26 protein-coding genes and 1 pseudogene are annotated in these 26,159 nt (G+C 71.2%); 11 read left to right on the top strand and 16 right to left on the bottom strand.

Annotated features, from left to right (window positions below; all coding sequences use genetic code 11):
• Positions 1-47: 47 nt before the first annotated feature.
• Entirely contained in the window at positions 48-1,436 is a 1,389-nt protein-coding gene (locus tag D9753_RS10875; RefSeq protein WP_121786824.1) for a cation:dicarboxylate symporter family transporter, read from the bottom strand.
• A gap of 180 nt (positions 1,437-1,616) precedes the next feature.
• Between D9753_RS10875 and D9753_RS10880 the strand changes: the two genes are divergently transcribed.
• The 3 genes and pseudogenes from D9753_RS10880 to D9753_RS10890 all read left to right on the top strand — a co-directional run.
• On the top strand, positions 1,617-3,251 hold the full coding sequence (locus D9753_RS10880) for a sensor histidine kinase (protein WP_121786825.1): 1,635 nt from the start codon (positions 1,617-1,619) through the stop codon (positions 3,249-3,251).
• The gene (locus D9753_RS10885; protein ID WP_121786826.1) at positions 3,248-3,940 is read left to right on the top strand and encodes a response regulator; all 693 of its coding nucleotides are present in this window, start codon (positions 3,248-3,250) and stop codon (positions 3,938-3,940) included. The genes D9753_RS10880 and D9753_RS10885 overlap by 4 nt, the downstream gene beginning before the upstream one ends.
• 210 nt (positions 3,941-4,150) lie before the next feature.
• A pseudogene (locus D9753_RS10890) lies at positions 4,151-4,681 on the top strand (XRE family transcriptional regulator); the annotation flags it as partial.
• Here the strand turns inward: D9753_RS10890 and D9753_RS10895 are convergent.
• Positions 4,678-5,703, bottom strand: a complete 1,026-nt coding sequence (locus D9753_RS10895) for an ATP-dependent 6-phosphofructokinase (protein WP_121786827.1) — start codon at positions 5,701-5,703, stop codon at positions 4,678-4,680. The pseudogene D9753_RS10890 and the gene D9753_RS10895 overlap by 4 nt on opposite strands.
• 216 nt (positions 5,704-5,919) lie before the next feature.
• Here D9753_RS10895 and pta point away from each other — a divergent pair, with 216 nt between their 5' ends.
• From pta to pyk, 3 genes are all read left to right on the top strand, one after another.
• Positions 5,920-8,010, top strand: a complete 2,091-nt coding sequence (gene pta, locus D9753_RS10900; RefSeq protein ID WP_121786828.1) for a phosphate acetyltransferase — start codon at positions 5,920-5,922, stop codon at positions 8,008-8,010.
• On the top strand, positions 8,007-9,218 hold the full coding sequence (locus D9753_RS10905; protein WP_121786829.1) for an acetate kinase: 1,212 nt from the start codon (positions 8,007-8,009) through the stop codon (positions 9,216-9,218). Before pta ends, D9753_RS10905 begins: the two co-directional genes overlap by 4 nt.
• A gap of 84 nt (positions 9,219-9,302) precedes the next feature.
• Positions 9,303-10,730 carry a pyruvate kinase gene (gene pyk, locus D9753_RS10910; RefSeq protein WP_121786830.1) on the top strand — a complete coding sequence of 476 codons (1,428 nt, stop codon included), beginning with the start codon at positions 9,303-9,305 and terminating at the stop codon, positions 10,728-10,730.
• A 93-nt stretch (positions 10,731-10,823) separates the two neighbouring features.
• On the opposite strand, the gene D9753_RS36480 is transcribed toward pyk, so the two are convergent.
• From D9753_RS36480 to D9753_RS10935, 5 genes are all read right to left on the bottom strand, one after another.
• Complete coding sequence (locus D9753_RS36480; RefSeq protein ID WP_163010669.1) at positions 10,824-10,991, bottom strand: hypothetical protein; 168 nt, start codon at positions 10,989-10,991, stop codon at positions 10,824-10,826.
• A gap of 40 nt (positions 10,992-11,031) precedes the next feature.
• The gene (locus tag D9753_RS10915; RefSeq protein WP_205614118.1) at positions 11,032-12,471 is read right to left on the bottom strand and encodes a hypothetical protein; all 1,440 of its coding nucleotides are present in this window, start codon (positions 12,469-12,471) and stop codon (positions 11,032-11,034) included.
• A complete protein-coding gene (locus D9753_RS10920) occupies positions 12,461-13,006 on the bottom strand; it encodes a DUF6114 domain-containing protein (RefSeq protein ID WP_121786831.1) in 546 nt (181 codons plus the stop codon). Before D9753_RS10920 ends, D9753_RS10915 begins: the two co-directional genes overlap by 11 nt.
• A gap of 120 nt (positions 13,007-13,126) precedes the next feature.
• Positions 13,127-13,780 carry a DUF6230 family protein gene (locus tag D9753_RS10925; RefSeq protein WP_121786832.1) on the bottom strand — a complete coding sequence of 218 codons (654 nt, stop codon included), beginning with the start codon at positions 13,778-13,780 and terminating at the stop codon, positions 13,127-13,129.
• A 623-nt stretch (positions 13,781-14,403) separates the two neighbouring features.
• On the bottom strand, positions 14,404-15,375 hold the full coding sequence (locus tag D9753_RS10935; protein ID WP_121786833.1) for a tetratricopeptide repeat protein: 972 nt from the start codon (positions 15,373-15,375) through the stop codon (positions 14,404-14,406).
• Between the two features lie 209 nt (positions 15,376-15,584).
• On the opposite strand from D9753_RS10935, the gene D9753_RS10940 reads away from it, so the two are divergent.
• Complete coding sequence (locus D9753_RS10940) at positions 15,585-16,211, top strand: TetR/AcrR family transcriptional regulator (protein WP_121786834.1); 627 nt, start codon at positions 15,585-15,587, stop codon at positions 16,209-16,211.
• Between the two features lie 86 nt (positions 16,212-16,297).
• On the opposite strand, the gene D9753_RS10945 is transcribed toward D9753_RS10940, so the two are convergent.
• From D9753_RS10945 to D9753_RS10980, 8 genes are all read right to left on the bottom strand, one after another.
• Positions 16,298-17,998, bottom strand: a complete 1,701-nt coding sequence (locus tag D9753_RS10945) for an acyl-CoA mutase large subunit family protein (RefSeq protein WP_121786835.1) — start codon at positions 17,996-17,998, stop codon at positions 16,298-16,300.
• A 74-nt stretch (positions 17,999-18,072) separates the two neighbouring features.
• The gene (locus D9753_RS10950) at positions 18,073-18,411 is read right to left on the bottom strand and encodes a DUF3817 domain-containing protein (RefSeq protein ID WP_121786836.1); all 339 of its coding nucleotides are present in this window, start codon (positions 18,409-18,411) and stop codon (positions 18,073-18,075) included.
• 43 nt (positions 18,412-18,454) lie between these two features.
• Entirely contained in the window at positions 18,455-18,964 is a 510-nt protein-coding gene (locus tag D9753_RS10955; RefSeq protein WP_121786837.1) for a MarR family winged helix-turn-helix transcriptional regulator, read from the bottom strand.
• Positions 18,965-19,048: 84 nt separating this feature from the next.
• On the bottom strand, positions 19,049-19,696 hold the full coding sequence (locus tag D9753_RS10960; protein WP_121786838.1) for a TetR/AcrR family transcriptional regulator: 648 nt from the start codon (positions 19,694-19,696) through the stop codon (positions 19,049-19,051).
• Complete coding sequence (locus D9753_RS10965) at positions 19,693-20,373, bottom strand: DUF4166 domain-containing protein (RefSeq protein ID WP_121786839.1); 681 nt, start codon at positions 20,371-20,373, stop codon at positions 19,693-19,695. Before D9753_RS10965 ends, D9753_RS10960 begins: the two co-directional genes overlap by 4 nt.
• Entirely contained in the window at positions 20,370-21,122 is a 753-nt protein-coding gene (locus D9753_RS10970; RefSeq protein ID WP_121786840.1) for a hypothetical protein, read from the bottom strand. Before D9753_RS10970 ends, D9753_RS10965 begins: the two co-directional genes overlap by 4 nt.
• 157 nt (positions 21,123-21,279) lie before the next feature.
• Positions 21,280-21,573, bottom strand: a complete 294-nt coding sequence (locus D9753_RS10975; RefSeq protein ID WP_121786841.1) for an MTH1187 family thiamine-binding protein — start codon at positions 21,571-21,573, stop codon at positions 21,280-21,282.
• Complete coding sequence (locus tag D9753_RS10980; RefSeq protein WP_121786842.1) at positions 21,570-21,914, bottom strand: DUF3817 domain-containing protein; 345 nt, start codon at positions 21,912-21,914, stop codon at positions 21,570-21,572. The genes D9753_RS10975 and D9753_RS10980 overlap by 4 nt, the downstream gene beginning before the upstream one ends.
• A gap of 154 nt (positions 21,915-22,068) precedes the next feature.
• Here D9753_RS10980 and D9753_RS10985 point away from each other — a divergent pair, with 154 nt between their 5' ends.
• From D9753_RS10985 to D9753_RS11000, 4 genes are all read left to right on the top strand, one after another.
• A complete protein-coding gene (locus D9753_RS10985) occupies positions 22,069-22,701 on the top strand; it encodes an AIM24 family protein (RefSeq protein WP_121786843.1) in 633 nt (210 codons plus the stop codon).
• A 1-nt stretch (position 22,702) separates the two neighbouring features.
• Positions 22,703-23,353 (top strand): AIM24 family protein, encoded by a 651-nt coding sequence (locus D9753_RS10990; RefSeq protein ID WP_121786844.1) that lies wholly within the window; start codon positions 22,703-22,705, stop codon positions 23,351-23,353.
• Positions 23,350-24,159, top strand: a complete 810-nt coding sequence (locus tag D9753_RS10995; protein ID WP_121786845.1) for an AIM24 family protein — start codon at positions 23,350-23,352, stop codon at positions 24,157-24,159. Before D9753_RS10990 ends, D9753_RS10995 begins: the two co-directional genes overlap by 4 nt.
• Positions 24,160-24,251: 92 nt before the next feature.
• On the top strand, positions 24,252-24,728 hold the full coding sequence (locus D9753_RS11000) for a MarR family winged helix-turn-helix transcriptional regulator (protein WP_121786846.1): 477 nt from the start codon (positions 24,252-24,254) through the stop codon (positions 24,726-24,728).
• A gap of 60 nt (positions 24,729-24,788) precedes the next feature.
• On the opposite strand, the gene D9753_RS11005 is transcribed toward D9753_RS11000, so the two are convergent.
• Positions 24,789-26,063 (bottom strand): MFS transporter, encoded by a 1,275-nt coding sequence (locus D9753_RS11005; RefSeq protein WP_121786847.1) that lies wholly within the window; start codon positions 26,061-26,063, stop codon positions 24,789-24,791.
• Positions 26,064-26,159 lie beyond the last annotated feature (96 nt).

The following is a 26,159-nucleotide window of genomic DNA, read 5'->3' on the forward strand; positions in this document are numbered from 1 at the left end:
CCCGGCCCGGGTTCAGGCGGGGCCGGACGTCCGGAACTCTGGGCGGATCAGGCCTTGGCCAGCTCCTTCTCGCCGTCCTCGCGCGGCTCGGGGACGTCGCTCACCGCCACACGCCCCTCGTCCAGCAGGGTCGTCTCGTCGAACGGCAGCTCACCGGCCAGCACCAGCCGCACCCGTGCCTTGTCGATCTCCTTGGTCCACGTGCCCACGAGCACGGTCGCCACCGCGTTGCCCGCGAAGTTCGTCAGCGCACGCGCCTCGCTCATGAACCGGTCGATGCCCACGATCAGCCCGACCCCGTCGACCAGCGCGGGCTTGTGCGACTGCAGACCGCCGGCCAGGGTCGCCAGGCCGGCCCCGCTGACACCCGCCGCGCCCTTCGACGCCAGCAGCAGGAACAGCAGCAGCGGGATCTGCTCGCCCACCGACATCGGCGTGCCCAGCGCGTCCGCGATGTACAGCGACGCCATGGTCATGTAGATCATCGTGCCGTCGAGGTTGAACGAGTACCCGGTCGGCACGGTGATGCCGACGACCGGCCGGCTGACGCCCAGGTGCTCCATCTTCGCGATCAGCCGCGGCAGCGCGGACTCGGAGGAGGAGGTGGACAGGATCAGCAGGAACTCCCGCGCCAGGTACTTGAACAGGGAGAAGATGTTCAGGCCCGCGACGATCCGGAGCACCGCCCCGAGCACGACGAACACGAACAGGAAGCAGGTGACGTAGAAGCCGAGCATCAGCACGGCCAGGCTCTTGAGCGCGTCGACGCCCGCGGAGCCGACCACGGCCGCGATCGCCCCGAACGCTCCGACCGGCGCGGCCCACATCACCATGGACAGGATGCGGAAGACCAGCCGCTGGATGTGCTCGACGCCCCGCAGCACCGGCTGCCCGGCCCGGCCCATGGCCTGGAGCGCGAACCCGGCGAGCAGCGCCACCAGCAGCGTCTGGAGGACCTGGCCCTCGGTGAACGCGGACACGAACGTGGTCGGGATGATCGACAGGACGAAGTCGACGGGCGGCAGCGCGTCGCTGGACACCTGGGCGTGCCCGGTCTGCTTCAGCGCCTCGGTCAGGTGCAGGCCCGCGCCGGGGTGCAGCACGTTGCCGACGACGAGACCGATGGCGAGCGCGACGAGCGACATCACCAGGAAGTAGCCGAGGGCGATACCGCCGACGGCACCGACCTTGGCGGCCTTGCGCACGGAGCCGATACCGAGCACGATCGTGCAGAAGATGATCGGCGAGATCATCATCTTGATCAGGTTCACGAACCCGGTGCCCAGCGGCTTCAGCTCCACCGCCGCGTCGGGCCAGATCAGCCCCACGGCGATGCCGAGCGCGACCGCGGCGATGACGGCGATGTACAGGTAGTGGGTCCGGTCCCGCTGTGCGCGGGGTGCGGCAGGTGCCGTATCGGGGGTGCTGGCGGCCACGACTGCCCTCCTTGACGTCTTCGTCGGTGAACAACCGGCGTGCGGCTCACGTCCGGGCGTTGTTGGGGGAATGCCGTGACTATCCCCCGGCCCTGTGAGGGCGGTCACCCTTGTGTTCATTGAGTTCGCGCCCGGCCCGCTCGTTGACTCCGCGCCCGGCCCGCGAGGCACACTGCTGACATGCGCCTCCCCACCCTCCCGCGACCACTCAGCCTGGCGGGCCAGCTCTTCGCCATGCAGGCCGTGCTGGTCGCGGTGGTCGTGGCCGGGTACGCGCTGTTCACCTACGTCAGCGACCAGCGGCAGGCCGAGGACGCCGCCGCCCGGCAGGCGACCGCGGTGGCCCGCTCGATCGCCGACTCCCCCTCGGTCCGCACGGCGATCCGCACCACGGACCCCAGCACCCGGCTGGAGCCGTACGCCCTCCAGGTCATGCGGGACGCCGACGTCGACTTCGTCACGATCATGAACCCGTCCGGCATCCGCTGGACCCACCCCGACCGGCGGCAGATCGGCAGACGCTTCCTCGGCACCATCGGACCCGCCCGGCACGGCCGCACCTTCACCGAGACCTACACCGGCACGCTCGGCGCGTCCGTCCGCGCGGTGACCCCCATCACCGACCACGGCCGGGTCATCGGTCTGGTCAGCGCCGGCATCACCGTGCAGACGATCAGCGCCCGGGTCCAGGACCAGCTCACCGCCCTGCTCGGGGTCGCCGGCGGCGTCCTGCTGCTGGGCGCGGTCGGCACGTACGTGATCAACGCGCGGCTCCGCCGCCACACCCACGGCATGAACGCCACCGAGCTGAGCCACATGCACGACTACCACCAGGCGGCCCTGCACGCGGTCCGCGAGGGCCTGCTGATGCTGGACGCCCAGTACCGGGTGGCCCTGATCAACGACGGCGGCCGGGAGCTGCTGGGCGTGGGCGGCGGCGGTGACCGGGACCTGATCGGGCGCTCGGTGGCCGGGCTGGGGCTGCCCGCCCCGCTGACCGGCGCCCTGCTGTCCTCCGAGCCCCGGGTGGACGAGGTGCATCTGACGGCGTCCCGGGTGCTGGTGGTGAACACGTCACCGGTGTCGGGCGGTGAGCGCCGGGGCACGGTCGTCACCCTGCGCGACGTGACCGAACTCCAGTCGCTGATGGGCGAGCTGGACTCGGAGCGCGGCTTCACCCAGGCCCTGCGCTCGCAGGCGCACGAGGCGGCGAACCGTCTGCACACGGTCGTCTCCCTGATCGAGCTGGGCCGGGCCGAGGAGGCGGTGGAGTTCGCGACGGCCGAGCTGGAGCTGGCCCAGGCCCTCACCGACCAGGTGGTCGCGGCGGTGAGCGAACCGGTCCTCGCCGCGCTGCTGCTGGGCAAGACCGCGCAGGCGAACGAGCGGGGCGTGGAGCTGGTGGTCTCCCCCGACAGCCGGCTGGACGACGGCCTGCTCCCGCCCGAACTGTCCGCGAGGGACCTGGTCACCATTCTCGGCAACCTGATCGACAACGCGGTGGACGCGGCGCAGGGGACGGCGGGGGCGCGGGTGACGGTGACGGCGTACGCTTCGGCCGCCGAAGTCGTACTGCGCGTGTCGGACACCGGTCCCGGTGTCGACCCCGCCCACGCCGGCCTGGTGTTCCAGCGGGGGTTCTCCACGAAACCGGCCGGGCCCGGCGGGCGGGGGCTCGGGCTGGCGCTGGTCCGGCAGGCGGTGAACCGCCACGAGGGCTCGCTGACGGCGGTGGAGTCCGACGAGGAGGGTGAGGGCGGAGCGGTGTTCGAGGTGCGGTTGCCGTTGCGCACGGCCCTGGGCGGCGGCGGATGACGAACGGACAGCCGCCCATCCGCGTGCTCGTCGTCGAGGACGATCCGGTGGCCGCCGACGCCCACGTGCTGTACGTCGGCCGGGTTCCCGGTTTCGTCGCGGTCGGCAAGGCGCACACAGGGGCCCAGGCACGGCGCGTGCTGGACCGAACGCCCGTGGACCTGCTGTTGCTGGACCTTCACCTCCCGGACGTGCACGGTCTCCAGTTCGCCCGGTCGCTGCGGGCGGCCGGGCATCACGCGGACGTGATAGCGGTGACGTCGGCACGGGACCTCGCGGTGGTACGCGAGGGGGTCTCGCTGGGGGTCGTCCAGTACGTCCTGAAGCCGTTCACGTTCGCGACACTGCGGGACCGGCTGGTCCGGTACGCCGAGTTCCGCGCGGCGGTGGGCGAGGCGAGCGGGCAGGACGAGGTGGACCGGGCTCTGGCCAGCCTGCGGGCGCCCTCACCCGCGGCGCTGCCGAAGGGGCTGAGCGGACCGACGCTGGAACGGGTGACGCACACGCTGCGGGAGGCACCGCAGGGGCTCACGGCGGCGGGGGTCGCCGAGGCCGTGGGAATCTCCCGCATCACCGCCCGCCGGTACCTGGAGCACCTGGTGGAGGCGGGCCGGGCCGGCCGCAGTCCGTTGTACGGGCAGGTGGGACGGCCGGAGCTGGTGTACCGCTGGGGCACGCCGAGCCGGTGAACACGCCGACCGCCCACCGAGAGCGCCGGCGGCCGGCCGGGAGCGGCGGCAGCCGAGGACCGGGGGCGGCCGGGAGCGGCGGCGGCCGAGGACCGGCGGCGGCCCGGAGCAGCGGCGGCGGCCGAGGACCGGCGGCGGCCCGGAGCAGCGGCGACAGCCGAGAACCGGCGACAGCTCGGAGCAGCGGCGACAGCCGAGAACCGGCGACAGCCCGGATTCACCGCGCTGGCGGGCGCGTTGTGGTGTTCTCCGGGCGAACTCATCGGCCGGCCGCGGACCCTGCGCGACCATCGCGTGGCCCGCGCCGTGGCACCCGAGGACGTCGCCCGTGCCGTCGGCATGCCCCTGCGCGCGTATCTGCGCACGGAGGAGAGCGGGCGGTGGCGGGGCGACGAGCGCCAGTCGGCCGCGCTGGCCCGGATCCTCGACCTCGCCCTGCCCGACTTCGTCGCCGTCACCGGCCGCGAGGCCAGGCTCGCCGAACTGCTGCACAGCGCGGTGACCACCCGCTGGCAGGCCTACGTGGGACCGGTGATGCGGCTCGCGCCCCTGGACAGGGGCGTCCTGGAGCCGGTGCTGCACGAGCTGCACCGGGACTACCAGGGGCACATGGCCGCCACGCTCAGCCGGGGCGGTGGCGGCACGGGCGCCAGCGAGTCCGGCCGGGACTTCCTCGGCCGGATCGTGGAGCACTTCTGGGACCGGGCCGAAACCACAGGAGGCAGGGAGGGGTGGCCCTAGAAGACCGACTCGGCCTCGTCCATGCGGTCCTTCGGTACCGTCTTCAGCTCGGTGACCGCCTCCGCGAGCGGCACCATCAGGATGTCGGTGCCGCGCAGCGCGGTCATCCGCCCGAAGTCCCCGCGGTGCGCGGCCTCGACGGCGTGCCAGCCGAAGCGGGTGGCGAGGACGCGGTCGTACGCGGTGGGCACGCCGCCGCGCTGGACGTGACCGAGGATGACCGGCTTGGCCTCCTTGCCCAGGCGTCGTTCCAGCTCGTAGGCGAGGGCGGTGCCGATGCCCTGGAACCGCTCGTGGCCGTACTGGTCGATGGCGCCCTTGCCGTAGTCCATGGTGCCCTCGGCGGGGTGCGCGCCCTCGGCGACGCAGATGACGGCGAACTTCTTGCCGCGGGCGAACCGCTCCTCGACCATCTTGACCAGGTCGGCCGGGTCGAAGGGGCGCTCGGGCAGGCAGATGCCGTGGGCGCCGGCGGCCATGCCGGACTCCAGGGCGATCCAGCCGGCGTGCCGGCCCATGACCTCGACGACCATCACCCGCTGGTGGGACTCGGCGGTGGTCTTCAGCCGGTCCATCGCCTCGGAGGCCACGCCGACGGCGGTGTCGAAGCCGAAGGTGCGGTCGGTGGAGGAGATGTCGTTGTCGATGGTCTTGGGCACGCCGACGACCGGGAGGCCGGCGTCGGAGAGCATGCGGGCCGCCGTCAGGGTGCCCTCGCCGCCGATCGGGATCAGCGCGTCGATGCCGAACTCCTCGACCATGTCGGTGGCCCGCTCGCAGGCCTCGCGCAGCCGGTCGCGCTCCAGCCGGGAGGAGCCGAGGATGGTGCCGCCGCGGACCAGGATGCCGCTGACCGCGTCCAGGTCGAGGGCGCGGTAGTGGCGGTCCAGCAGACCCCGGTAACCGTCCTCGAAACCGATGACCTCGTCGCCGTACTGCGCCACCGCCCGGTGCACGACCGACCGGATCACGGCGTTCAGGCCGGGGCAGTCGCCACCTGCGGTGAGAACTCCGATGCGCATCGTGCTGTGTCTCCTGCTCGCTGTCGGTACCGGTGAGCCGATGCCGATTCTTTCACGTCCACGGGGCAGGAGCCGTCTTGACGGGCGCCTTATCCGGCGGCAGGGGTATTGTCAAGAGGGTTCTGCTCACCTCGGTGAGCGATTTTTATGCCGCCGATGTCTGTGCCGACGACGCGACAGACACGGCGGACACGACAGAGGGAACGGAGTGGACACGTGACGCGCAGCGTGTACGTGACCGGGATCGACCGAGGTGACGGCCGTCAGGTCGTGGAACTGGGGGTCATGGAGCTGCTGACCCGGCAGGTCGACCGGGTGGGCGTGTTCCGTCCGCTCGTCCACGACGGCCCCGACCGTCTCTTCGAGCTGCTGCGGGGGCGCTACCGCCTCTCGCAGGACCCGGCGACCGTCTACGGCATGGACTACCACCAGGCGTCCGCGCTCCAGGCCGAGCAGGGCACCGACGAGCTGGTCTCCGCCCTCGTCGACCGCTTCCACCTGGTGGCCCGGGACTACGACGTCGTCCTGGTTCTCGGCACCGACTACGCCGACACCCAGTTGCCGGACGAGCTGTCCCTGAACGCCCGGCTCGCCAACGAGTTCGGCGCGTCGGTGATCCCGGTGGTCGGCGGGCGCCGACAGCCGGCCGAGTCCGTGCTGGCCGAGACCCGCAACGCCTTCCGCGCCTACGACGGCCTCGGCTGCGACGTCCTCGCCATGGTCGCCAACCGGGTGGCCCGCGAGGACCGCGACCGGATCGCCGAGCGGCTCGCCGACCGGCTGCCGGTCCCCACGTACGTGCTCCCCGACGAGCCGGCGCTGTCCGCGCCGACGGTCGCGCAGATCGCCCAGTTCCTCGGCGCCCGGGTGCTGCTCGGTGACGACTCGGGGCTCGCCCGGGACGCGCTGGGCTTCGTCTTCGGCGGCGCGATGCTGCCGAACTTCCTGGCCGCCCTCACCCCGGGCTGCCTGGTCGTCACCCCCGGGGACCGAGCCGACCTGGTCGTCGGCTCGCTGGCCGCGCACAGCGCCGGCACCCCGCCGATAGCCGGCGTGCTGCTCACCCTGAACGAGGTGCCGAGCGACGAGATCCTCACCCTCGCCGCCCGCCTCGCCCCGGGCACCCCGGTGATCTCGGTCTCCGGCAACAGCTTCCCCACCGCCGAGCAACTGTTCTCCCTGGAGGGCAAGCTGAACGCGGCCACCCCGCGCAAGGCGGAGACCGCGCTCGGCCTGTTCGAACGCTACGCCGACACCGCCGACCTGGCCCGCCGGGTCTCGGCACCCAGCAGCGACCGGGTCACCCCGATGATGTTCGAGCACAAGCTGCTGGAGCAGGCGCGCTCCGACAAGCGGCGGGTCGTCCTGCCCGAGGGCACCGAGGAACGGGTGCTGCACGCGGCCGAGGTGCTGCTGCGCCGGGGGGTGTGCGACCTGACCCTGCTCGGCCCGGTCGAGCAGATCCGCAAGAAGGCCGCCGACCTCGGCATCGACCTCGGCGACACCCGGCTGATCGACCCGGCCACCTCCGAGCTGCGCGACGCCTTCGCCGAGAAGTACGCGGCGCTGCGCGCGCACAAGGGCGTCACGGTCGAGCTGGCGCACGACGTCGTCTCCGACGTCAACTACTTCGGCACGCTCATGGTGCAGGAGGGGCTGGCCGACGGCATGGTGTCCGGCTCGGTGCACTCCACGGCGGCCACCATCCGGCCGGCCTTCGAGATCATCAAGACCCGGCCGGACGCGTCCATCGTCTCGTCGGTGTTCTTCATGTGCCTGGCCGACAAGGTGCTGGTGTACGGCGACTGCGCGGTCAACCCGGACCCGGACGCCGAGCAGCTCGCCGACATCGCCGTCCAGTCGGCCGCCACGGCCGCCCAGTTCGGCGTGGAGCCGCGGATCGCGATGCTGTCGTACTCCACCGGTACGTCCGGTTCGGGCGCCGACGTCGACAAGGTGCGCGCGGCCACCGAGCTGGTCCGCGACAGGCGGCCCGACCTCAAGACCGAGGGGCCGATCCAGTACGACGCGGCCGTGGAGCCGTCCGTGGCCGCCACCAAGCTGCCCGGCTCCGAGGTCGCCGGGCAGGCCAGCGTGCTGATCTTCCCCGACCTCAACACCGGCAACAACACCTACAAGGCCGTGCAGCGCTCGGCCGGCGCGATCGCCGTCGGCCCGGTGCTCCAGGGTCTGCGCAAGCCGGTCAACGACCTGTCCCGGGGCGCGCTCGTCCAGGACATCGTCACGACCGTCGCCATCACGGCCATCCAGGCCCAGAACCTGAGCGAGAAGGCACCCGAGCAGTGAGCAACCCCACCCGCGTCCTCGTCCTGAACTCCGGCTCCTCCTCGGTGAAGTACCAGCTACTGGACATGCGGGACAGCAGCCGGCTGGCGGCCGGCCTGGTCGAGCGCATCGGCGAGCAGACCTCCCGGCTGCGGCACACCTGCCTCGGCACCGGCGACACCCGCGAGCACAGCGGGCCGATCGCCGACCACGACGCCGCTCTCAAGGCCGTCGCCGGGGAACTGAGCCGGGACGGGCTCGGCCTGGACTCCCCCGAGCTGGCCGCGATCGGGCACCGGGTGGTGCACGGCGGACTGTTCTTCACCCAGCCCACCGTCGTGGACGACGAGGTGCTCACCGAGATCGAGCGGCTGATCCCGGTCGCCCCGCTGCACAACCCGGCCAACCTCACCGGCATCCGCACCGCGCGGGCGCTCCGTCCCGACCTCCCCCAGGTCGCCGTGTTCGACACCGCGTTCCACACGACGATGCCGGAGTCGGCGGCGCGGTACGCCATCGACCCGAGGATCGCCGACCGGCACCGGATCCGCCGCTACGGCTTCCACGGCACCTCGCACGCCTACGTCTCCCGCGAGACGGCACGGCTGCTGGGCAAGGACCCGTCCGAGGTCAACGTGATCGTGCTGCACCTGGGCAACGGCGCCTCCGCGTCCGCGGTCGAGAAGGGCCGCTGCGTGGACACCTCCATGGGACTGACGCCCTTGGAAGGGCTCGTGATGGGTACGCGGTCCGGTGATCTGGACCCGGCCGTCATCTTCCATTTGGCGCGTGTCGGCGGAATGTCCATGGAGGAGATCGACACTCTTCTCAACAAGAGAAGCGGACTGTTCGGTCTGTGCGGGGACAACGACATGCGGGAGATCCGCCGCCGGATCGACGAGGGCGACGAAGACGCCGCTCTCGCCTTCGACATTTACATTCACCGGCTCAAAAAGTACATCGGCGCCTATTACGCGGTCCTCGGTACGGTGGACGCGGTGGCGTTCACCGCCGGGGTCGGCGAGAACGCGGCACCGGTGCGTGAGGCGGCGCTGACGGGCCTGGAGAGCCTGGGCCTGGCGGTCGACCCGGAGCGCAACGCCGTCCGCGGCGACGGGTCGCGGCTGATCTCGCCGGAGTCCGCCCGGGTGGCGGTGGCCGTGGTCCCGACGGACGAGGAACTGGAGATCGCGACGCAGACCTACGCACTGGTCGGAAAGCACAACTGAATAGCACCTGAGCGGTGCCCCACTCATTTGCATCTTCCACCAGACGGAATATTCCGTAGCGAAACAAACCGATAGGATCGCTCCATGCGCCGTTCGAAAATCGTCTGTACTCTCGGCCCCGCGGTCGACTCCCACGAGATGCTCGTCGCCATGATCGAGGCGGGCATGAACGTGGCCCGGTTCAACTTCAGCCACGGCTCCCACGCCGAGCACCAGGCACGGTACGACCGCGTCCGGGCCGCGTCCAAGGAGACCGGCCGCCCCATCGGCGTCCTCGCCGACCTCCAGGGTCCCAAGATCCGCCTGGAGACCTTCGCCGAGGGCCCGGTCGAGCTGGAGCGCGGCGACGAGTTCGTCATCACGACCGAGGACGTGCCGGGCGACAAGCACCTGTGCGGTACGACGTACAAGGGACTGCCGGGCGACGTCTCGCGCGGCGACCAGGTCCTGATCAACGACGGCAACGTCGAGCTGAAGGTCCTGGACGTCGAGGGCCCCCGGGTCCGGACGATCGTCATCGAGGGCGGCGTCGTCTCCGACCACAAGGGCATCAACCTGCCCGGCACGGCCGTCAACGTGCCCGCGCTGAGCGAGAAGGACGTCGAGGACCTGCGCTTCGCCCTCCGCATGGGCTGCGACATGGTCGCCCTGTCCTTCGTCCGGGACGCCAAGGACGTCCAGGACGTCCACCGCGTCATGGACGAGGAGGGCCGCCGCGTCCCCGTCATCGCCAAGGTGGAGAAGCCGCAGGCGGTGGAGAACATGGAGGACGTCGTCGCGGCGTTCGACGCCGTGATGGTCGCCCGCGGCGACCTCGCCGTCGAGTACCCGCTCGAGAAGGTCCCCATGGTGCAGAAGCGCCTGATCGAGCTGTGCCGGCGCAACGCCAAGCCGGTGATCGTGGCGACCCAGATGATGGAGTCGATGATCACCAACTCCCGGCCGACCCGCGCCGAGGCCTCCGACGTGGCCAACGCGATCCTGGACGGCGCCGACGCGGTCATGCTGTCCGCCGAGTCCAGCGTGGGCGCCTACCCGGTCGAGACGGTCAAGACCATGTCGAAGATCGTCACCGCGGCCGAGCAGGAACTGCTCTCCAAGGGCCTCCAGCCGCTGGTGCCGGGCAAGAAGCCGCGCACCCAGGGCGGCTCGGTGGCCCGCGCGGCCGCCGAGATCGCCGACTTCCTGGGCGGCCGGGGCCTGATCGCCTTCACGCAGTCCGGCGACACCGCACGCCGTCTGTCCCGCTACCGCGCGACCCAGCCGATCATCGCCTTCACCACGGACGAGGGCACCCGCAACCAGCTCACCCTGAGCTGGGGCGTGGAGTCGCACGTCGTGCCGTTCGTGCACACCACCGACGAGATGGTCGACCTGGTGGATCAGGAGATCGCCAGGCTGGGCCGCTTCGACGCGGGCGACACCGTCATCATCACCGCCGGCTCGCCCCCCGGGGTCCCCGGCACCACGAACATGATCCGCGTCCACCACATCGGCGGCCAGGGCAACTGACCCGTCCGGCACGGGTCTTGCACGACACCGAGGGCGCTCCCTGTTCCGGGGGGCGCCCTCGGCTCTTACGGTGGCCGACGGACGGCTGCCGCATCACTCGGCCGGCAGGCCTCCCACCGTCTGGCGCAGCCATGCGTTGCCGCGCAGTTCCGGATGGGCGGTGGTGATCAGCCGGAACGCCTCGGCCTTCGCCCGGTCGGTGAGCTGTTGCAGCTCGGGCCAAAGGACCGTGCCCCGCCGGGTGTTCGCCCGGCGGGGCACGGTCGCGGCTCCCGGAAAGGTCCGTTGACGAGGAGGACGCTCAGTCGGTCGTGTACTGGCGCATCCCCGGGATGGTCAGGGTGCCGCCGAACTGGGCCGCCTGGACCACCTTGACGTGGGTGAAGAGGATCCACGGGATGTTCAGGGGCGGCGGGTTGTCGGGGGTGAACGTCACCGGGATCAGGCCGAGCAGGTTGCCCGAGATGCTCTCGGTGTACATCGTGGTCTTGCCGCCCTTGATGGTGGACTCTCGTCCCTTGGCGCTCTGCACGTGGTAGGTCTTGCCCGACTGCTTGTCCTTCACGATCTGGTGCAGGTCCACGATCTGGGTACCGCCGGAGATGACGTACTTGAGCGCCTTCTTGGTGGTGCCGCTCGCCGTCTTCACCTCCACGACGCCCTGGTAGTCGGCGCCGTTCAGCGTCAGGGAGCTGGCCTCCAGGTACCAGGGGTCGTCGGCCACCAGGATGTCGTTGTCGACGCCGCCGACCTTGTCGGTGGCCGCCGGGCAGTGCTCCGGGGACGTGCTGGAACTTGCGGACGGGCTGGGTGTCGCCGACGCGGTCGCGTCCCCGGCCTTCCCGGCGGCGTCCTGGGCCTTCTCGGTGGCCTTCCCGGCCGTGCCCTTGACCGTCTCGGTGGCCTTCTCGGCCGTGTCCTTGACCGTCTCGGTGGCCTTCTCGGCCGTGTCCTTCACGGTGTCGGAGGCGCTGCCGCCGCCCGGGGAGGACGAACCGGAGCCCGACGAACCGGTGTCGGGGTCGGACGACGGAGAGGGCGTGGACGACGACGGGGACGCGGTGGGCGTCGGGGTCGCGGTCGACGTGCCCGAGTCCTTGTGGCCGCCGGTGAGGACGTCACCGACCGTGTCCCCGACCGTGTCACCGATGGTGTCGAGGACGCCCCCGATGCCGCTCTGGGTCTGCGTCGGCGTCGGCGTGGCCGTGTCACCGCCGGAACCCGAACCCGAGCCCGAGCCGGAACCCGAGCCCGTGCCGGAACCGGAGGACGCGGTCGGCTCGGGAGTGGCCTTGTCGCCGGAACCTGAATCCGGCGAAGAGGTCTTGCCCGGGGCCTTCGTGTCGTCCGGCGTCTTCGTGTCCGACTTACCGGTGTCGGCGCTCGCCGCGGGGGACGGCGTCGCGGACGCGCTCTCCGATGCCGATGCGGACGCCGATGCGGACGGCGACGGTGAGGCGGACGCGTCCTTTGAGTCGTCCAGGGCCTTCAGACAGTCCTTGTAGTCCTCGGCCTGCTGGCTGGTGGGCGCGGACGTGCTGCCGTTGGCGGCGAGGGCGAGCGAGGACGTGTACCCGAAGCCCATGAGCACCGCGGTCGGCATCGCCACGGAGACTATCGCCTTGCCGGCCGGCATGTGGAACCTGGTGAACAGCGTCCTCCTGGGGGCCGCGTGGCGTGGCCCGGTTCTCTCGCGGGGCCCGTCCACGTCGGTCCCGCGGATCACCTCGTCAGCCGGCACTGTGCCTCCCGTTCGCCCCGTTGGCCGGGCTCGTCCCTGACAGGTCGTTCGCCTTGCTCAGCCCGTTGGCGGTCTCGGGCGCGCTCGCTCCGAGAGTTCCGTCGTCGTCCGCCGGGGCCGGCTCCGTCGACCGCCGGCCGGACTTGGCCGGCGCCCAGGCCACCGCCATGGCTCCGCCGAAGAGCGAGAGCAGGAAGCCGACGATGAAGCCACCGAAGTTGGAGACCGGGATCGACACCAGCGCCAGCAGGATCGCGGCCACACCGGCGAACACGCGTACGTGCTGCTGGAACCACAGGGTCAGACCCAGGACGACGAGGAGCACGCCGATGATCAGGGACCCGGCTCCCGCGGTGGTCGACATCGCCACCGTGAGACCGCCCAGCTTGAGGTGCGCGTACGGGAAGTACATGATCGGCAAGCCGCCGAGCAAGACGTACAGGCCCGCCCAGAACGGGCGGTTGCCCCGCCAGGCGCGGAACTGCAGCCTACGGCGGGTGAACTGGCCGGGGGCGGCAGAAGTCTCGGCGCTCATGGAAAACAGCTCCCTGGTGCGGCGTTGCTCTGGTGATGTGGTGCTGGGTGGAGCGTTCGGGGGTGCGGGCCGAGAAGCCGGACGGGGAAACCGGTGGCTCCCCCGCCCGTCATCGAGCGCCTAGTAGCACTCGTGCTTCGCGCCGCTGCCCCACTCCAGACCCATGTGCAGGTTGGACAGGGTGAAGGTGCCGGCCGTGGTCGCCCACGCCGTCTGGTGCACGCCGGTCAGCTCAACGCTGTCGGCCTGCTGGGCGAACCCGAACGGGCTGGTCTTCTTGCCCTCGTACTCCTCGGCCTTGGGCTTGGGGCCCTTGGCGCTGCCGGCCGCGACGCCGATGTCCATGCCGTGGAACACGGCCTGCTCGGCGTCGAGGTTGGAGACGTCGATGTAGAGGTCCGACGCCGCAACGGCCTTGCCCTTGTTGCCCGCGGTCAGCTTGAGGGTGATCTCATTGTTCAGAAACGGGACCGGAGTGACCACGGACTGGCACATGTTGGTGATGGTCGCCGTCTCGAAAGCCGAGACCGCCACCGGGTGCGCCGCGTCCTTGCCGTCGAGGCCCTTGCCCGAGTCCAGCGCTCCGTACTGGGTGAAGTGCTGGCCGACGAGCTTGTCGGCGCTCACCTTGAATTCCTGGCCCGACACGCTGAACGACGCAGCCAGCGCACCCTGCGCGAGGGCGACGCCTATCGCTGCCGTAGCGGCGACGCTGGGCACCATGACCACAGCGAACCGCTTCCATCTGGTCCCGCCACGCACCTGGGACTCCATATTTCCTCCTTCTCGGACGTACATCTCCTGGCCCGGCCACGCCCCCGGACGGCGGCTCAGCCTGGCAGGGATGGGAGAAGCTCTACGTCCTCGGGAAGGAGAGCGCCCGCACTCGGAGGCGCGAACCGCGCCCGAATCACCGGCGATCACCCCCGAGCGACAACCACTGGTCGCGCCTGACACGCATCACGCACAACCCTGCTGGACAGGCTTCGCCGGCCGGCGAAGACCCCCCTGCCCGAGAGCCGGCGCCACTGCCGCCGGCCCTGCTCGGTGGGGACCCAGAGTCTCCCGTGTCCCGGCCGGATGCCGGGGTGTGGGAATGGACCGAGCGTCGCTGATCGTGGTGCATTCTCGGCCCGGACACAAGGGGGTTCGTTACTGGCTAGTAACGGCTGGATAACCGGGGGACGACCGACCGGTCTCGGAACGCGACACTCGGTGGTGGCCGGGGGACGAGAAAAACCGTTGATCCCTGGACGAACCCAGACAGATCAACGGCTTTGATTTACTCGGAGTAACAGTGACCGCGATTGCCAAGTTTTGGCAAAGTGCGGTCACCGTGGCGCCTCTTCGGTGAATCTTTCACCCCGGCATCACACACCGTGGCGTTTAGCGACTGGTCAGAAGAGCGCACGCGCCAACGCGCGGCGCGCCCCGATCACCCGCGGGTCCTCCGGGCCCACCACCTCGAACAGCTCCAGCAGCCGGACCCGTACCGCGTCCCGGTCGTCACCCGCCGTACGCTGCACGGTCTGGATCAGTCGGCCGAAGGCGTCCTCGACGTGTCCGCCGACCAGGTCCAGGTCTGCGGCGGCGATCTGCGCCCGCACGTCCGACGGCTTCTCGGCCGCCTCCTGACGGACCTTCTGCGGATCCATACCCTGCACCCGCTGCAACAACTCGGCCTGCGCGAGACCCAGCAGGGCCTCGGGGTGAGCCGGGTCGTCGGCCAGCACGTTGCGGTAGGCCTGGATCGCCCCGCCCAGGTCGCCGGCGTCCAGCGCCAGCGCGGCGGCGTTCAGGGCCGCGTCGTACGGCCCCGCCGCCGGAGCGGCCTGCGGGGCACCGCCCGGCTCGGCGTCCGGGTCGACGGTCAGGCCGGTCAGCCCGAAGCGCTCCTCGGCGACGGCGACCAACTGGTCCAGCGTCTGCCGGATCTGCTGCTCGTCGGCCGCCCCCTGGAACAGCGGCAGCGCCTGCCCGGCGACGACCGCGAAGACGGCCGGGACGCCCTGGATCCCGAACTGCTGCATCAGCATCTGGTTGGCGTCGACGTCGATCCGGGCGAGGAGGATGCGCCCGTCGTACTCGACGGCCAGCCGCTCCAGGACCGGGCTCAGCTGCTTGCAGGGCTGACACCACTCGGCCCAGAAATCAATGACGACGGGTACTTCGGCGGAGCGCTGGAGGACATCGCGCTCGAAGCCCGCCTCATCGACGTCGATGACGAGTTCGGCCGGCGAGACGGCCCCCGTCCCGCCCTGACGGGCGGCTTCGGCGCGCGCCTGCTCGGCCTTGGCCTTGGCCTCCTGGGCCGCCTTCACCGCGGCGAGGTCGACGACTCCGCTCATGGACATGTTCCGTGGCTGCATGCGTCTATCCTCCCCCGATCCCGCGCCGGAACGAAAAATGCGTCGTAGCGGCGCCGGGTCCCCACCCCACGCCCGTGGTCGTCGCCCGTGCACGTCCCGCACGAGCTTTCGCTACGACCCGTAGCGTAATGCCATCGGGGCAGCGCGCGACACCCCGCGTCGGTGATCTCCCTCACGGGGCCACAGGATCCCCCGGTTATGGTCGTGCCATGCAGAGCAGCACCCCCGCCGGCCGTCCCGGACGCCCGCGCAGCGCCACCGCGGACGCCGCGATCCTGGCCGCGACCCGGGAGGCTCTCGTCGAACTCGGCTGGTCCAGGCTCACCCTGGGAGACGTGGCCACGCGCGCGGGGGTTGCGAAGACCACGCTCTACCGCCGCTGGGCCGGCAAGAACGAACTCGTCGTGGACGCCGTCGCGGAACTCTTCGACGAACTGAGACTGCCCGACTGCGGCAGCCTCGCCGACGACATCGAGGGCGTCGTCCTCCAGTTCGCGGCCATCCTCGCCCGGCCCGAGGCGAAGAGCGGCCTGATGGCGGTGATCGCCGAATCGACCCGCGACGACGCCCTGCGCGAACGCATCCGCGCCTCCATCGTGCAACGCCAGATGCGCCTGGTCCTGGAGGGCCGCGCCCGGGCACAGCAACGCGGCGAACTCCCTCCGGAACCCGATCCGCAGGAGTCCGCCCGCATCGTCGACCTGATCTTCGACGTGGTGGCCGGCGCGGTCGTCCACCGCACCCTGGTGAGCGGCAAACCGGCGGACGAGGAATGGGTCCACAGCTTCACCCAGGTCCTCCTCCACGGCCTGGCGGAGGCCCCGGGGGACGGCTAGGGCTCACGCCGCCGCGGGCGGCACCCGGGGGACGCCGCGCCGCCCGCCGGCTGTCGGGCCGGCGGGCGGCGCGGCGGAGGGGCAAGTCAGAAGCCCGGGGGCTCCGTGTACACGCCCCACTCGTCGCGCAGCACCCCGCAGATCTCGCCCAGCGTCGCCTCCGCGCGTACGGCGTCCAGCATCGGCTCGATCATGTTGGCGCCGGAGCGGGCGGCGGCCAGCATGCCGTCCAGGGCGCCGCGCACCGCCGCCTCGTCGCGCGCGGTCCTCCGTCCGGCGAGCGCCCGCACCTGCTCCCGCTCCACCTCGTGGCTGACGCGCAGGATCTCCAGGTCTCCGGTCACCGAGCCGGTGGCGACGTTGACGCCCACGACCCGCTTGTCGCCCTTCTCCAGGGACTGCTGGTAGCGGAAAGCCGACTCGGCGATCTCCCCGGTGAACCAGCCGTCCTCGATCCCGCGCAGGATGCCGGAGGTGATCGGTCCGATCGGGTGCCGTCCGTCCGGGTGGGCCCGCAGGCCCCGCTCCCGGATCTGCTCGAAGATCTTCTCCGCGTCCGCCTCGATCCGGTCGGTCAGCCGCTCGACGTACCAGGAGCCGCCCAGCGGGTCGGCCACGTTGGCGACCCCCGTCTCCTCCATCAGGACCTGCTGCGTGCGCAGGGCGATCTCCGCCGCCTGCTCGCTGGGCAGGGCCAGGGTCTCGTCCAGGGCGTTGGTGTGCAGCGAGTTGGTCCCGCCGAGCACGGCGGCCAGCGCCTCCACGGCCGTACGCACCACGTTGTTGTACGGCTGCTGCGCGGTCAGTGAGACCCCGGCGGTCTGGGTGTGGAAGCGCAGCCACTGCGCCTTGTCGCTCTTGGCGCCGTACACGTCCCGCATCCAGCGCGCCCAGATGCGCCGGGCGGCCCGGAACTTGGCGATCTCCTCGAAGAAGTCGAGGTGCGCGTCGAAGAAGAAGGACAGGCCGGGTGCGAAGACGTCGACGTCCAGTCCGCGGCTGAGGCCCAGTTCGACGTATCCGAAGCCGTCCGCGAGCGTGTACGCCAGTTCCTGCGCGGCCGTGGCCCCGGCCTCCCGGATGTGGTACCCGGAGACGGACAACGGCTTGTACGCCGGGATGCCCGCCGCGCAGTACTCCATCAGGTCGCCGATCAGCCGCAGATGGGGCTCCGGCTGGAAGAGCCATTCCTTCTGGGCGATGTACTCCTTGAAGATGTCGGTCTGGAGGGTTCCGTTGAGCACCCCGGGATCGACGCCCTGGCGCTCGGCGGCGACCAGGTACATGCAGAAGACGGGCACGGCGGGCCCGCTGATGGTCATGGAGGTCGTGACGTCCCCGAGCGGGATGTCCTTGAACAGCACCTCCATGTCGGCGGCCGAGTCGATGGCGACCCCGCAGTGCCCGACCTCGCCGAGCGAGCGCGGGTCGTCGGAGTCGCGGCCCATCAGCGTCGGCATGTCGAAGGCGACGGACAGGCCCCCGCCGCCGGCGGCGAGGATCATCTTGTACCGCTCGTTGGTCTGCTCGGCGTTGCCGAACCCGGCGAACTGGCGGATCGTCCAGGTACGGCCGCGGTAGCCGGTCGGGTGGAGCCCGCGCGTGAAGGGGTACTCCCCGGGCCAGCCGATCCGGTCGAATCCCTCGTACGTGTCGCCCGGGCGGGGCCCGTACACCGGCTCCACGGGGTCGCCGGAGAGCGTGGTGAAGTCCGCGTCGCGCTTGCGCGCGGCGTCGTAGCGGGCCTGCCAGCGACGGCGGCCCTCCTCGATGGCGTGAGCGTCCATACCCCTGAATTTACTAGGACGTCCTAGTAAATGTCGATGGCCAACCGCCGTACGGCATCCGTACGGCGGTGTCGCTACGCCTTGGCGACGGCCGGGGTGCGGTCGCCGACCCGCGCGTCCAGCTCGCGGCTGATCTTCCGCTCGACGAAGAAGGCGGCCGTCGGAACGGTGCCCGCGAGCAGCACCCATAGCTGCTTGCCGACCGGCCACTTCGCCTTGGAGCCCAGGTCGAAGGCGAAGATCAGGTAGACGACGTACAGCCAGCCGTGCGCGATGGCGACGACCCGGGTGAAGTCGGCCGCACCGTCGACGCCCAGCCCGTACTTCGCGATCATGCTCAGGCACAGCAGCACCAGCAGGACGCCGGTGGTGTAGGCCATGACGCGGTAGCGGGTCAGCACGCTCTTTTTCATGGAGTCGAGCGTAACCACCCGTTCCGGGAGATCTTGCCCCGGGTCACTCCTCGTCGAAGTCGCGCGCCGCGATCCGCAGGGGCCGGAGCATCGCGAAGATCTCCTGGCACTCCTCCGCGTCGTACACGCCGAGTCCGAAGTCCATGGCCATCAGGTCGCGGGTGGCCGCGTCGACCACCTCGCGGCCCTTGTCGGTGATGACGGCGAGGGTCCCGCGGCCGTCGTTGGGATTGGGCCGCTTGGCGACCAGCCCCGACCGCACCAGCCGGTCCACGGTGTTCGTCACCGACGTGGGATGCACCATCAGCCGCTCGCCGATCTTGGACATCGGCAGCTCACCGGCCTTGGAGAAGGTGAGCAGCACCAGCGCCTCGTACCGGGCGAACGTCAGCCCGTACGGCTTGACCACCGCGTCGACCTCGGCGAGCAGGATCTGCTGGGCCCGCATGATCGAGGTGATCGCGGCCATGGACGGCACGTTTCCCCAGCGCTGCTGCCAGAGCTGGTCGGCGCGGTCGATGGGGTCGAACGGGAGGCTGAGAGGCTTCGGCACGTCGTCAGACCCTACCGGCCGGTCATATGCCGGTCAGCTCCGTCTCGGCTTTCGGTCACCCGGACCCGGGAAGCCGCGTGATCCTCAGCGGCCGGCCCGCCGCAAGCGGTGCCGTACCGCCCGCTGAGCCACCGGTCCGAGGTCCTCCAGCGCGGCCACCAGCGCGCCGAGCTGCTCCAGCGCCCCGAGCGCCGCGTGCGCGCCCCGGTCGTCGACCCCCTCGTACAGCTCGATCCCGACGAAGGACGCCGCGACCGCCCGCGCCAGCCCCGCCGGGTCGACGAACTCGCCGAACGGCGTGGAAGCGAGCAGGCGCGTGAGCACCCGCTCGATCTCGGTGATCCACAGCCGCAGCCCGTCGGCGGTGGCCGGCCCCAGCGCGGCGTGCGTCGGCGCCCCGGCCAGTAGCTGGCCGAGCAGGGTCACATGCCCCCCGGCCCGTTCCCGCTCGTGGATCTCCCGCCCGAGGGTGAGCAGCTCGGACAGGGATGAGACACCGGCGAGCCGTTCCCGGTAGCCGGCCACGGCCTTCTCCGCGCCGTACCGGCAGGCCGCGGCGAGCAGTTCGTCCACCGATCCGAAGTGGTAGAAGACCAGCGCCTGATTGACCCCGGCCGCCGCCGCCACCGTCCGCGCCGACGTCCGGGCGATGCCCTGCTCGGTGAGCGTCCGCAGGGCGCCCTCCAGCAGCCTCGTCTTGGTCTCCTGGGCCTTCGCCGTCTCCGGGCTCATGCGCGTGCCTCCTCCCGCACCGGCCGCAGCCCGGGCCGCACCCCGCGGACACGGGCATCCGTGTACGACGCCGTGAACGATCCCTCGTAGCCGAAGAGCGGCCCGGCGTACCGGTTCACCACCCGGACCCGGATGCGGAAACGGCCGGCCGTCTCGTCGAAGGACTCCCGCACCTCGGCCGTGGCGCCGATGATCTCGGGCACACGGACGTCCACCGGCCCCTCCCGGAACCGGTGCTCGCCGGAGCGGATGAGCAGCGAGCCGTCGGGTTCGGCACGCAGGTGCAGGTCGCTGGCGAGGTGCTGGTGGGTGCCGAGGTAGTCGAGGATGCGGTCGCCCCGGGGGCTCAGCACCATCTGCGCGTCGAAGCGGCGGGCGCGGCCGGGCAGGTCGAAGGTGCGCACGAAGCTCACCGTCTCACGGCCGAAGGTGTCGGCGTAGGGCACGTTCTCGATCACGAACGGGATGTTCCGGCCGGCCCGGGGGACGAGGATGTTGCGGGCGGCGCCCAGGGCCAGGAACGGCCGCACGAACGCCGGGCCGTGCCAGATCCGGTCCATCACGCCCCGGCCCGTGCAGGCCTCGCCGCTCGCCAGACCCACCGAGAAGCGGCGGCGCAGCGCGGGGTGGAGGCGGTCGAAGTCGGCGCCCATCACGGTCTGGAAGATCGAGGTCATCCGTGCTTCTCCAGGGTGTGCAGGAGGCGGGGTGCCCGGGTGCGGGTGGAGGGGGCGCGCAGGCAGCGCCGGGCAGCCGGGGTCCCGGCGAGAGGGGCCTTGAACAGGGCGAGGGAGACGCCGACGACCAGCAGCAGCGGGCACAGGTAGGCCATGGCGTCCGCGAGGGGGCCGAGCGGGCCGGGGAGGGCGCCCCGCCCGAGCCCCGTCAGGCACAGGGCGAGGAGCAGCGCGCGGACCGTCAGCTCGGCGAGCCAGTGGACGAGGGCGCGCCCGGGGGTGACGCCCCGCTCCAGCCAGAGCCGCAGACGGTCGAAGGACCAGGCGGTCGCCCAGCCCATGAGCGGACGGAGGAGCAGGCGGTCGGCGAGGGTGCCGAGGGCTCCCCAGCGGGGGCGGTAGTCGTAGCCGGTGAGGAAGCGGACGCCGTGGGCGTCGGGCACGTAGCGCCAGTAGCCGCTGCCCTCGGCGATGAACGACAGGGGGTGCGGGGAGGAGAAGCGCAGAACGGAGGTCCGGGTGCCGTCGGGGCGGTCCCGCTCGCCGGCCGCGACCCCGGTGCCGGAGACGGTGAGGAACGGCAGCACGCGCGTGGCGTAGCGGAAGCGCTGTGGCTCGCCCGCCGCGCGCGGGAGGTGGTGGATCTCGGTGAAGCGCAGGTCCCAGCGTTGGTGCTGTGCCGGGTCCTGGGTGTGGGCCCATAGTTCGTCGAGGTCGGCCCGGATGTGTGTCTCCACGTACAGACCCATGTGTTCCCCCACGTCAGCATGGTGTTTGAGCGAACGCTCAAACCGCCTGCCGCTGAACCTACCGCCATTTGAGCGATCGCTCAAACCCCCGCGCACGAGAAACCCCGGCCGCTGCGGCCGGGGTTGTGCGCCGGGGTTGTGCGCCGGGGCGGCGGAGTTACCGCGCCAGGTGCCGCTCGACGGTCTCGACCTTGGAGGTGAGTCCGTCGGTCACACCGGGCCGGATGTCCGCCTTGAGGACGAGCGAGACGCGGGGCGCGCGCTGCTCGACGGCGGCGACGGCGCGCCTGACGACGTCCATGACCTCGTCCCACTCGCCCTCGACGGAGGTGAACATGGCGTCGGTGCGATGGGGCAGGCCCGACGCGCGGACCACGCGGACGGCGTCGGCGACGTACTCCCCCACGTCCTCGCCGACACCCAGGGGCGTCACGGAGAAGGCGACGATCATGCGTTCACCGCTCCTTCCCGGCGTGCGCGGGCGGCGATGACGGCGTCCTCGGCCTCGCGGCGCAGCTTGCGCTCGGCGAAGAAGCCGCCGGTGGGCAGCACCGAGAGGACGAAGTAGAGGGCGGCGGTCCCCAGCGGCCACTTGGTGCGGTTCCAGGCGTCCGCCCAGAACAGGACGTACAACACGAAGAGGACGCCGTGGACCGCGCCCATGACGGGGACCGCGTTGAAGTCCGTGGTCCGCTTCAGCACCGAGCACAGGAGCAGGACCAGGAAGGACACGGCCTCCGGGGCCGAGACCAGGCGGAGACGGCGGAGGGCGGTGGCGGTCTTGATGTCCACGGGTCACCTTCGGTGGGAGTAATCGTTTGTGAACGTACGCACAAGCGTCCCCCCATTGTGGCAAACGGCGCCCCTAGGGGTCCGGTCAGGGTGGGTGTCCACCCGTCGGCCCTGTTCCGTCCACCCGCCCGGCGGCTACTTTCACAGCGTGGCGATGTTCCGACTCCAGGGGAGCAAGGTGCTCGCCGTCGACATGACCGGTGACGCCGTGAAGGCGAAGAACGGCTCGATGGTCGCGTACGACGGGCGGATGACCTTCAAGAAGCTGAGTGGTGGCGGCGAGGGGCTGCGCGGGATGGTGACCCGGCGGCTCACCGGCGAGCAGATGACGGTGATGGAGGTGAGAGGGCACGGAACCTGCTGGCTGGCGGACCGGGCCGCCGAGATAAACCTGGTCGCCCTGCGGGGCGACAAGCTGTACGTCGAGGCGGGCAACCTGCTGGCGACGGACGGTGAGCTGCGGACGGGCACCACGTTCACGGGCCTGCGCGGCGCCTCGCAGGGCACCGGGCTGTTCACGACGACCGTGGAGGGGCACGGCCAGGCGGCGATCCTCTCCGACGGGCCGGCGGTCGTGCTCCGGGTCACCCCGCAGTACCCGCTGACCGTGGACCCGGGCGCCTATGTCGCCCACCAGGGCGAGGTGCGGCAGTCCTTCCAGTCCGGCGTGACGTTCCGCACCCTGCTCGGGGAGGGCGGCGGCGAGGCCTTCCAGATCCGCTTCGAGGGCGACGGACTGGTGTACGTGCAGCCGAGCGAGCGGAACACGATCGCGGGGGATCTGTGAGATGACGTTCCGGGAGATCAACTCGAAGATGGTCGAGGCGTCCGTGCTGCCGGGACAGCGGCTGTTCAGCCAGCGCGGGGCGATGCTCGCCTACAAGGGGGACGTGTCCTTCACGCCCAACGTCCAGGGCGGCCAGGGCGGGGTGATGTCCATGATCGGGCGCCGGGTGGCCGGCGAGGCGACCCCGCTGATGACCGTGGAGGGCAGCGGCACGGTCTTCTTCGGGCACGGCGGTCACCACGTGCACGTCATCGGCCTCACCGGCGACACGCTGCACGTGGAGGCCGACCGGCTGCTCGCCTTCGAGGGCACGCTGCGGCAGGGCACGATGTTCATGGGCGCGCAGGGCGGGGTGATGGGCCTGGTGCGCGGGCAGGTCACCGGGCAGGGCCTGTTCACGACCACCCTCCAGGGGCACGGCTCGGTGGCCGTGATGGCGCACGGCGGCGTCTTCGCGCTCCCGGTCACCCCCGAGCGCCCGGTCCACGTGGACCCGCAGGCCTACGTCGCCCATCACGGCGAGGTCCGCAACCGGCTGTCCACCGCGCTCGGCTGGCGCGACATGGTGGGCCGCGGTTCCGGTGAGGCCTTCCAGCTAGAGCTGAGCGGCAACGGCACGGTCTACGTCCAGGCGTCGGAGGAGAAGCTGTGAGCACCCACACAACGCCGGGCACCGGACCGGTCGTGCACGACCCGATGACCCTGCCCGCCGACGACAACGTGAACGCGTACACCTTCTGCGTCGAGCTGAAGAGCGGCCAGTGGTTCCTCCAGAAGGGGAAGATGATCGCCTACTACGGGGCGATCGAGTTCGACGGCATCGGGCACGGGCGACTCGACCGGCTTGTCCGTACGTCGTTTCATTCGCCACTGCACGCGAGCGACTGGGTCGTGGCGTCGGGCTCGGGGAAGATGCTGCTGGCCGACCGGGCCTTCGACGTCAACTCCTTCGACCTGGACGACGGGAATTTGACCATTCGCGCGGGCAACCTGCTCGCTTTTCAGCCAAGTCTCGCGCTCAAACAATCGATCGTGCCGGGTTTTCTGACCCTTATCGGAACCGGCAAGTTCGTGGCCGCATCTAACGGGCCGGTGGTGTTCATGGAACCTCCGCTCCGGGTCGACCCTCAGGCGCTCGTCGGGTGGGCCGACTGCCCGTCCCCGTGCCATCACTACGACCACGGGTACCTGAGGGGTGTACTGGGCGGTCTACGTGCGCTGACGGGCTTCGGCGGGGTCTCCGGCGAGGAGCACCAGTTCGAGTTCGCGGGCGCGGGGACGGTGTTGCTGCAGTCGACGGAGGCTCTCCTGGCCGAGGCGGCCACGGGGGTGGTTCCGCCGGATCCGGGGGTTCCCGGAGGTGGCGCACAGGCACCGTTCGGGCACGGTCCGCAATCGTCGGCCGCACCGCGCCTTCCCGGACAGCTCGGAGACCTCCAGCGTCGCTTCGGGCTGTGAGCGGTAGTCTGCGGAGTGTGACATCGAACGCGTGCGCACAGTCACACCACCCGAAGTAGTTCACAATTCAACTTCTTAGGTAGACTTCATTCATGGAGACCGAGACGGCCACGCGCTGGCTGACCGATGCGGAGCAGTGCGCCTGGCGCACCCACCTGGAGGTCAACAGGCTGTTGACGTACCAGCTCGAGAAGGATCTCCAACCGTTCGGCCTGACAATGAACGACTACGAGATCCTCGTGAACCTGTCCGAGTCCGACGACGTACGGATGCGGATGAGCGACCTCGCCTCCGCCACCCTCCAGTCCAAGAGCCGGCTGTCGCACCAGATCACGCGGATGGAGAACGCGAACCTGGTGCGCCGGGAGAACTGCGAGTCCGACCGGCGGGGACTGTACGCCGTGCTGACCGAGCACGGCATGGAGACGATGCAGAAGGTCGCACCGCACCACGTGTCGTCCGTACGGCGGCACTTCATCGATCTGCTGCCCCAGGATGCCCTGATCGAACTGGACAAGGCGCTCCGGCCGATCGCCGAGCACCTGAGAGGGCAGCGGGGACGCCCCTGAGCCTCCCGGGAGACTCAGGGGGGTGACAAGCGGGGCAGGGGGTGGGCGTGCGGCCCGGTCCTATCGTTGCGGCGCCGCCGCGCCCACCTCCACCGAACCCGCCGATCCCGTCTCCGCGGACCCCGCTTTCGCGGACCCCGTGCCGGTCCCCGCCGTCCCGATGACGCGGCGGCTCGCGGCCAGGGCGGACAGCAGGGCGGTACCGCCCGCCAGGGCGAAGCACACCGCCGAGGACAGCCGGCCGGCCAGCAGTCCGGCCACCAGCGCTCCCACGGAACTTCCGGCGTTCACGCCCATGTTCACCCACGCCCCTGCGCGGGTGCGGGCGCCCTCGGAGGCCGTTTCGTCGGCGAGGAGGTACGCCGTCGTCAGGGCCGGGGCGACGAACGCGCCCGCGACGAGCATGGCCCCGGCGAGCGTCCACAGGCCCGGCGCCAGGCCGGCCGGGACGAGCACCAGGCCGAGGCACGCCGCGAACCGGCACAGTCGGGTCCGCGTCGCCACGCGCCACCGCACCGCCCCGTGGGCCAGGCCGCCCAGCGCGCTTCCCGCCGAGAGCGCGCCCAGCACCCAGGGGACGAGGGCGGTGTCGTACGAGCGTTCCGTGGCGAAGGCCATCACCAGCAGTTGCACGGCGCTCAGGGAGAGACCCGTGCCCAGGGCGACGACGGCCGGGGGCAGCGCCTCGCGCAGACCGCCGCGCCGGTGCCGGGCGGGGGCGGGACACGGGCCCGGGAGGACCGGTGACCTGACGAAGGCGCAGGTGCCCGCCACGTTCAGGACCGCGCTGAGCACGAGCCCGGCGGCCGGCGGGGCGAAGCCCACGAGGACGCCGACCAGCGCCGGGCCGGAGACGAACAGCAGTTCCTCGGCGACTCCGTCCAGGCTGTAGGCCCGCCGCAACAGCTCCCGGTCCGCGACCAGTTGCGACCACAGTGCGCGCATGGTCGGTCCCAGCGGAGGCGCGCACGCACCCGCCAGGGCCGCGGAGACGGCGATGAGGGGCACCGGTGCGCCGGGCCGCCAGGTGAGGACCGCGAGGGCGCACAGCAGCGCGCCGTGGAGCGCGGACATGGGCAGCAGGGCCCGGCGCGGACCGTGACGGTCGATCAGCGCGGCCCGCAGCGGCATGAGGAAGACCGTCGTGGCGCCGAACAGGGAGAGCACGGCGCCGGAGACGGCGTACGACCCGGTGGCCCGGGTCACGGACAGCAGGGCCGCCAGGCCGACCGTGCCGTAGGACAGTCGGGCGGTCAGGGCGGCGGTGAAGGTGCGGCGCGCATGGGGCACGCGCAGGACAGCGGCGTACGAGGGCCGCGAGAGGTGTGTGGACACGCGGACGTTCCTCTGGGAGAGGCGGAAGAGGGGACACCGAAGGCAGCGGTGGCCGGTGGCCGGTCACCGCGCATCCGGTGCGCTCTACGCCAGGAG

Source organism: Streptomyces dangxiongensis (genome assembly GCF_003675325.1).
Classification (GTDB): Bacteria; Actinomycetota; Actinomycetes; order Streptomycetales; family Streptomycetaceae; genus Streptomyces; species Streptomyces dangxiongensis.

Bases quoted from the DNA above. Each gene is read 5' to 3' on its own strand.
- D9753_RS10960 (WP_121786838.1), bottom strand. From the start codon at position 19,696: ATGAGCCCGGAGACGGCGAAGGCCCAGGAGACCAAGACGAGGCTGCTG.
- D9753_RS10975 (WP_121786841.1), bottom strand. From the start codon at position 21,573: ATGATCGTCGCCTTCTCCGTGACGCCCCTGGGTGTCGGCGAGGACGTG.
- D9753_RS10880 (WP_121786825.1), top strand. From the start codon at position 1,617: ATGCGCCTCCCCACCCTCCCGCGACCACTCAGCCTGGCGGGCCAGCTC.
- D9753_RS10935 (WP_121786833.1), bottom strand. From the start codon at position 15,375: ATGCAGCCACGGAACATGTCCATGAGCGGAGTCGTCGACCTCGCCGCG.
- D9753_RS10895 (WP_121786827.1), bottom strand. From the start codon at position 5,703: ATGCGCATCGGAGTTCTCACCGCAGGTGGCGACTGCCCCGGCCTGAAC.
- D9753_RS10920 (WP_121786831.1), bottom strand. From the start codon at position 13,006: ATGAGCGCCGAGACTTCTGCCGCCCCCGGCCAGTTCACCCGCCGTAGG.
- D9753_RS10990 (WP_121786844.1), top strand. From the start codon at position 22,703: ATGACGTTCCGGGAGATCAACTCGAAGATGGTCGAGGCGTCCGTGCTG.
- D9753_RS10970 (WP_121786840.1), bottom strand. From the start codon at position 21,122: ATGGGTCTGTACGTGGAGACACACATCCGGGCCGACCTCGACGAACTA.
- D9753_RS10985 (WP_121786843.1), top strand. From the start codon at position 22,069: ATGTTCCGACTCCAGGGGAGCAAGGTGCTCGCCGTCGACATGACCGGT.
- D9753_RS10965 (WP_121786839.1), bottom strand. From the start codon at position 20,373: ATGACCTCGATCTTCCAGACCGTGATGGGCGCCGACTTCGACCGCCTC.
- pyk (WP_121786830.1), top strand. From the start codon at position 9,303: ATGCGCCGTTCGAAAATCGTCTGTACTCTCGGCCCCGCGGTCGACTCC.
- D9753_RS11000 (WP_121786846.1), top strand. From the start codon at position 24,252: ATGGAGACCGAGACGGCCACGCGCTGGCTGACCGATGCGGAGCAGTGC.
- D9753_RS10885 (WP_121786826.1), top strand. From the start codon at position 3,248: ATGACGAACGGACAGCCGCCCATCCGCGTGCTCGTCGTCGAGGACGAT.
- D9753_RS10945 (WP_121786835.1), bottom strand. From the start codon at position 17,998: ATGGACGCTCACGCCATCGAGGAGGGCCGCCGTCGCTGGCAGGCCCGC.
- D9753_RS10940 (WP_121786834.1), top strand. From the start codon at position 15,585: ATGCAGAGCAGCACCCCCGCCGGCCGTCCCGGACGCCCGCGCAGCGCC.
- D9753_RS10925 (WP_121786832.1), bottom strand. From the start codon at position 13,780: ATGGAGTCCCAGGTGCGTGGCGGGACCAGATGGAAGCGGTTCGCTGTG.
- D9753_RS10950 (WP_121786836.1), bottom strand. From the start codon at position 18,411: ATGAAAAAGAGCGTGCTGACCCGCTACCGCGTCATGGCCTACACCACC.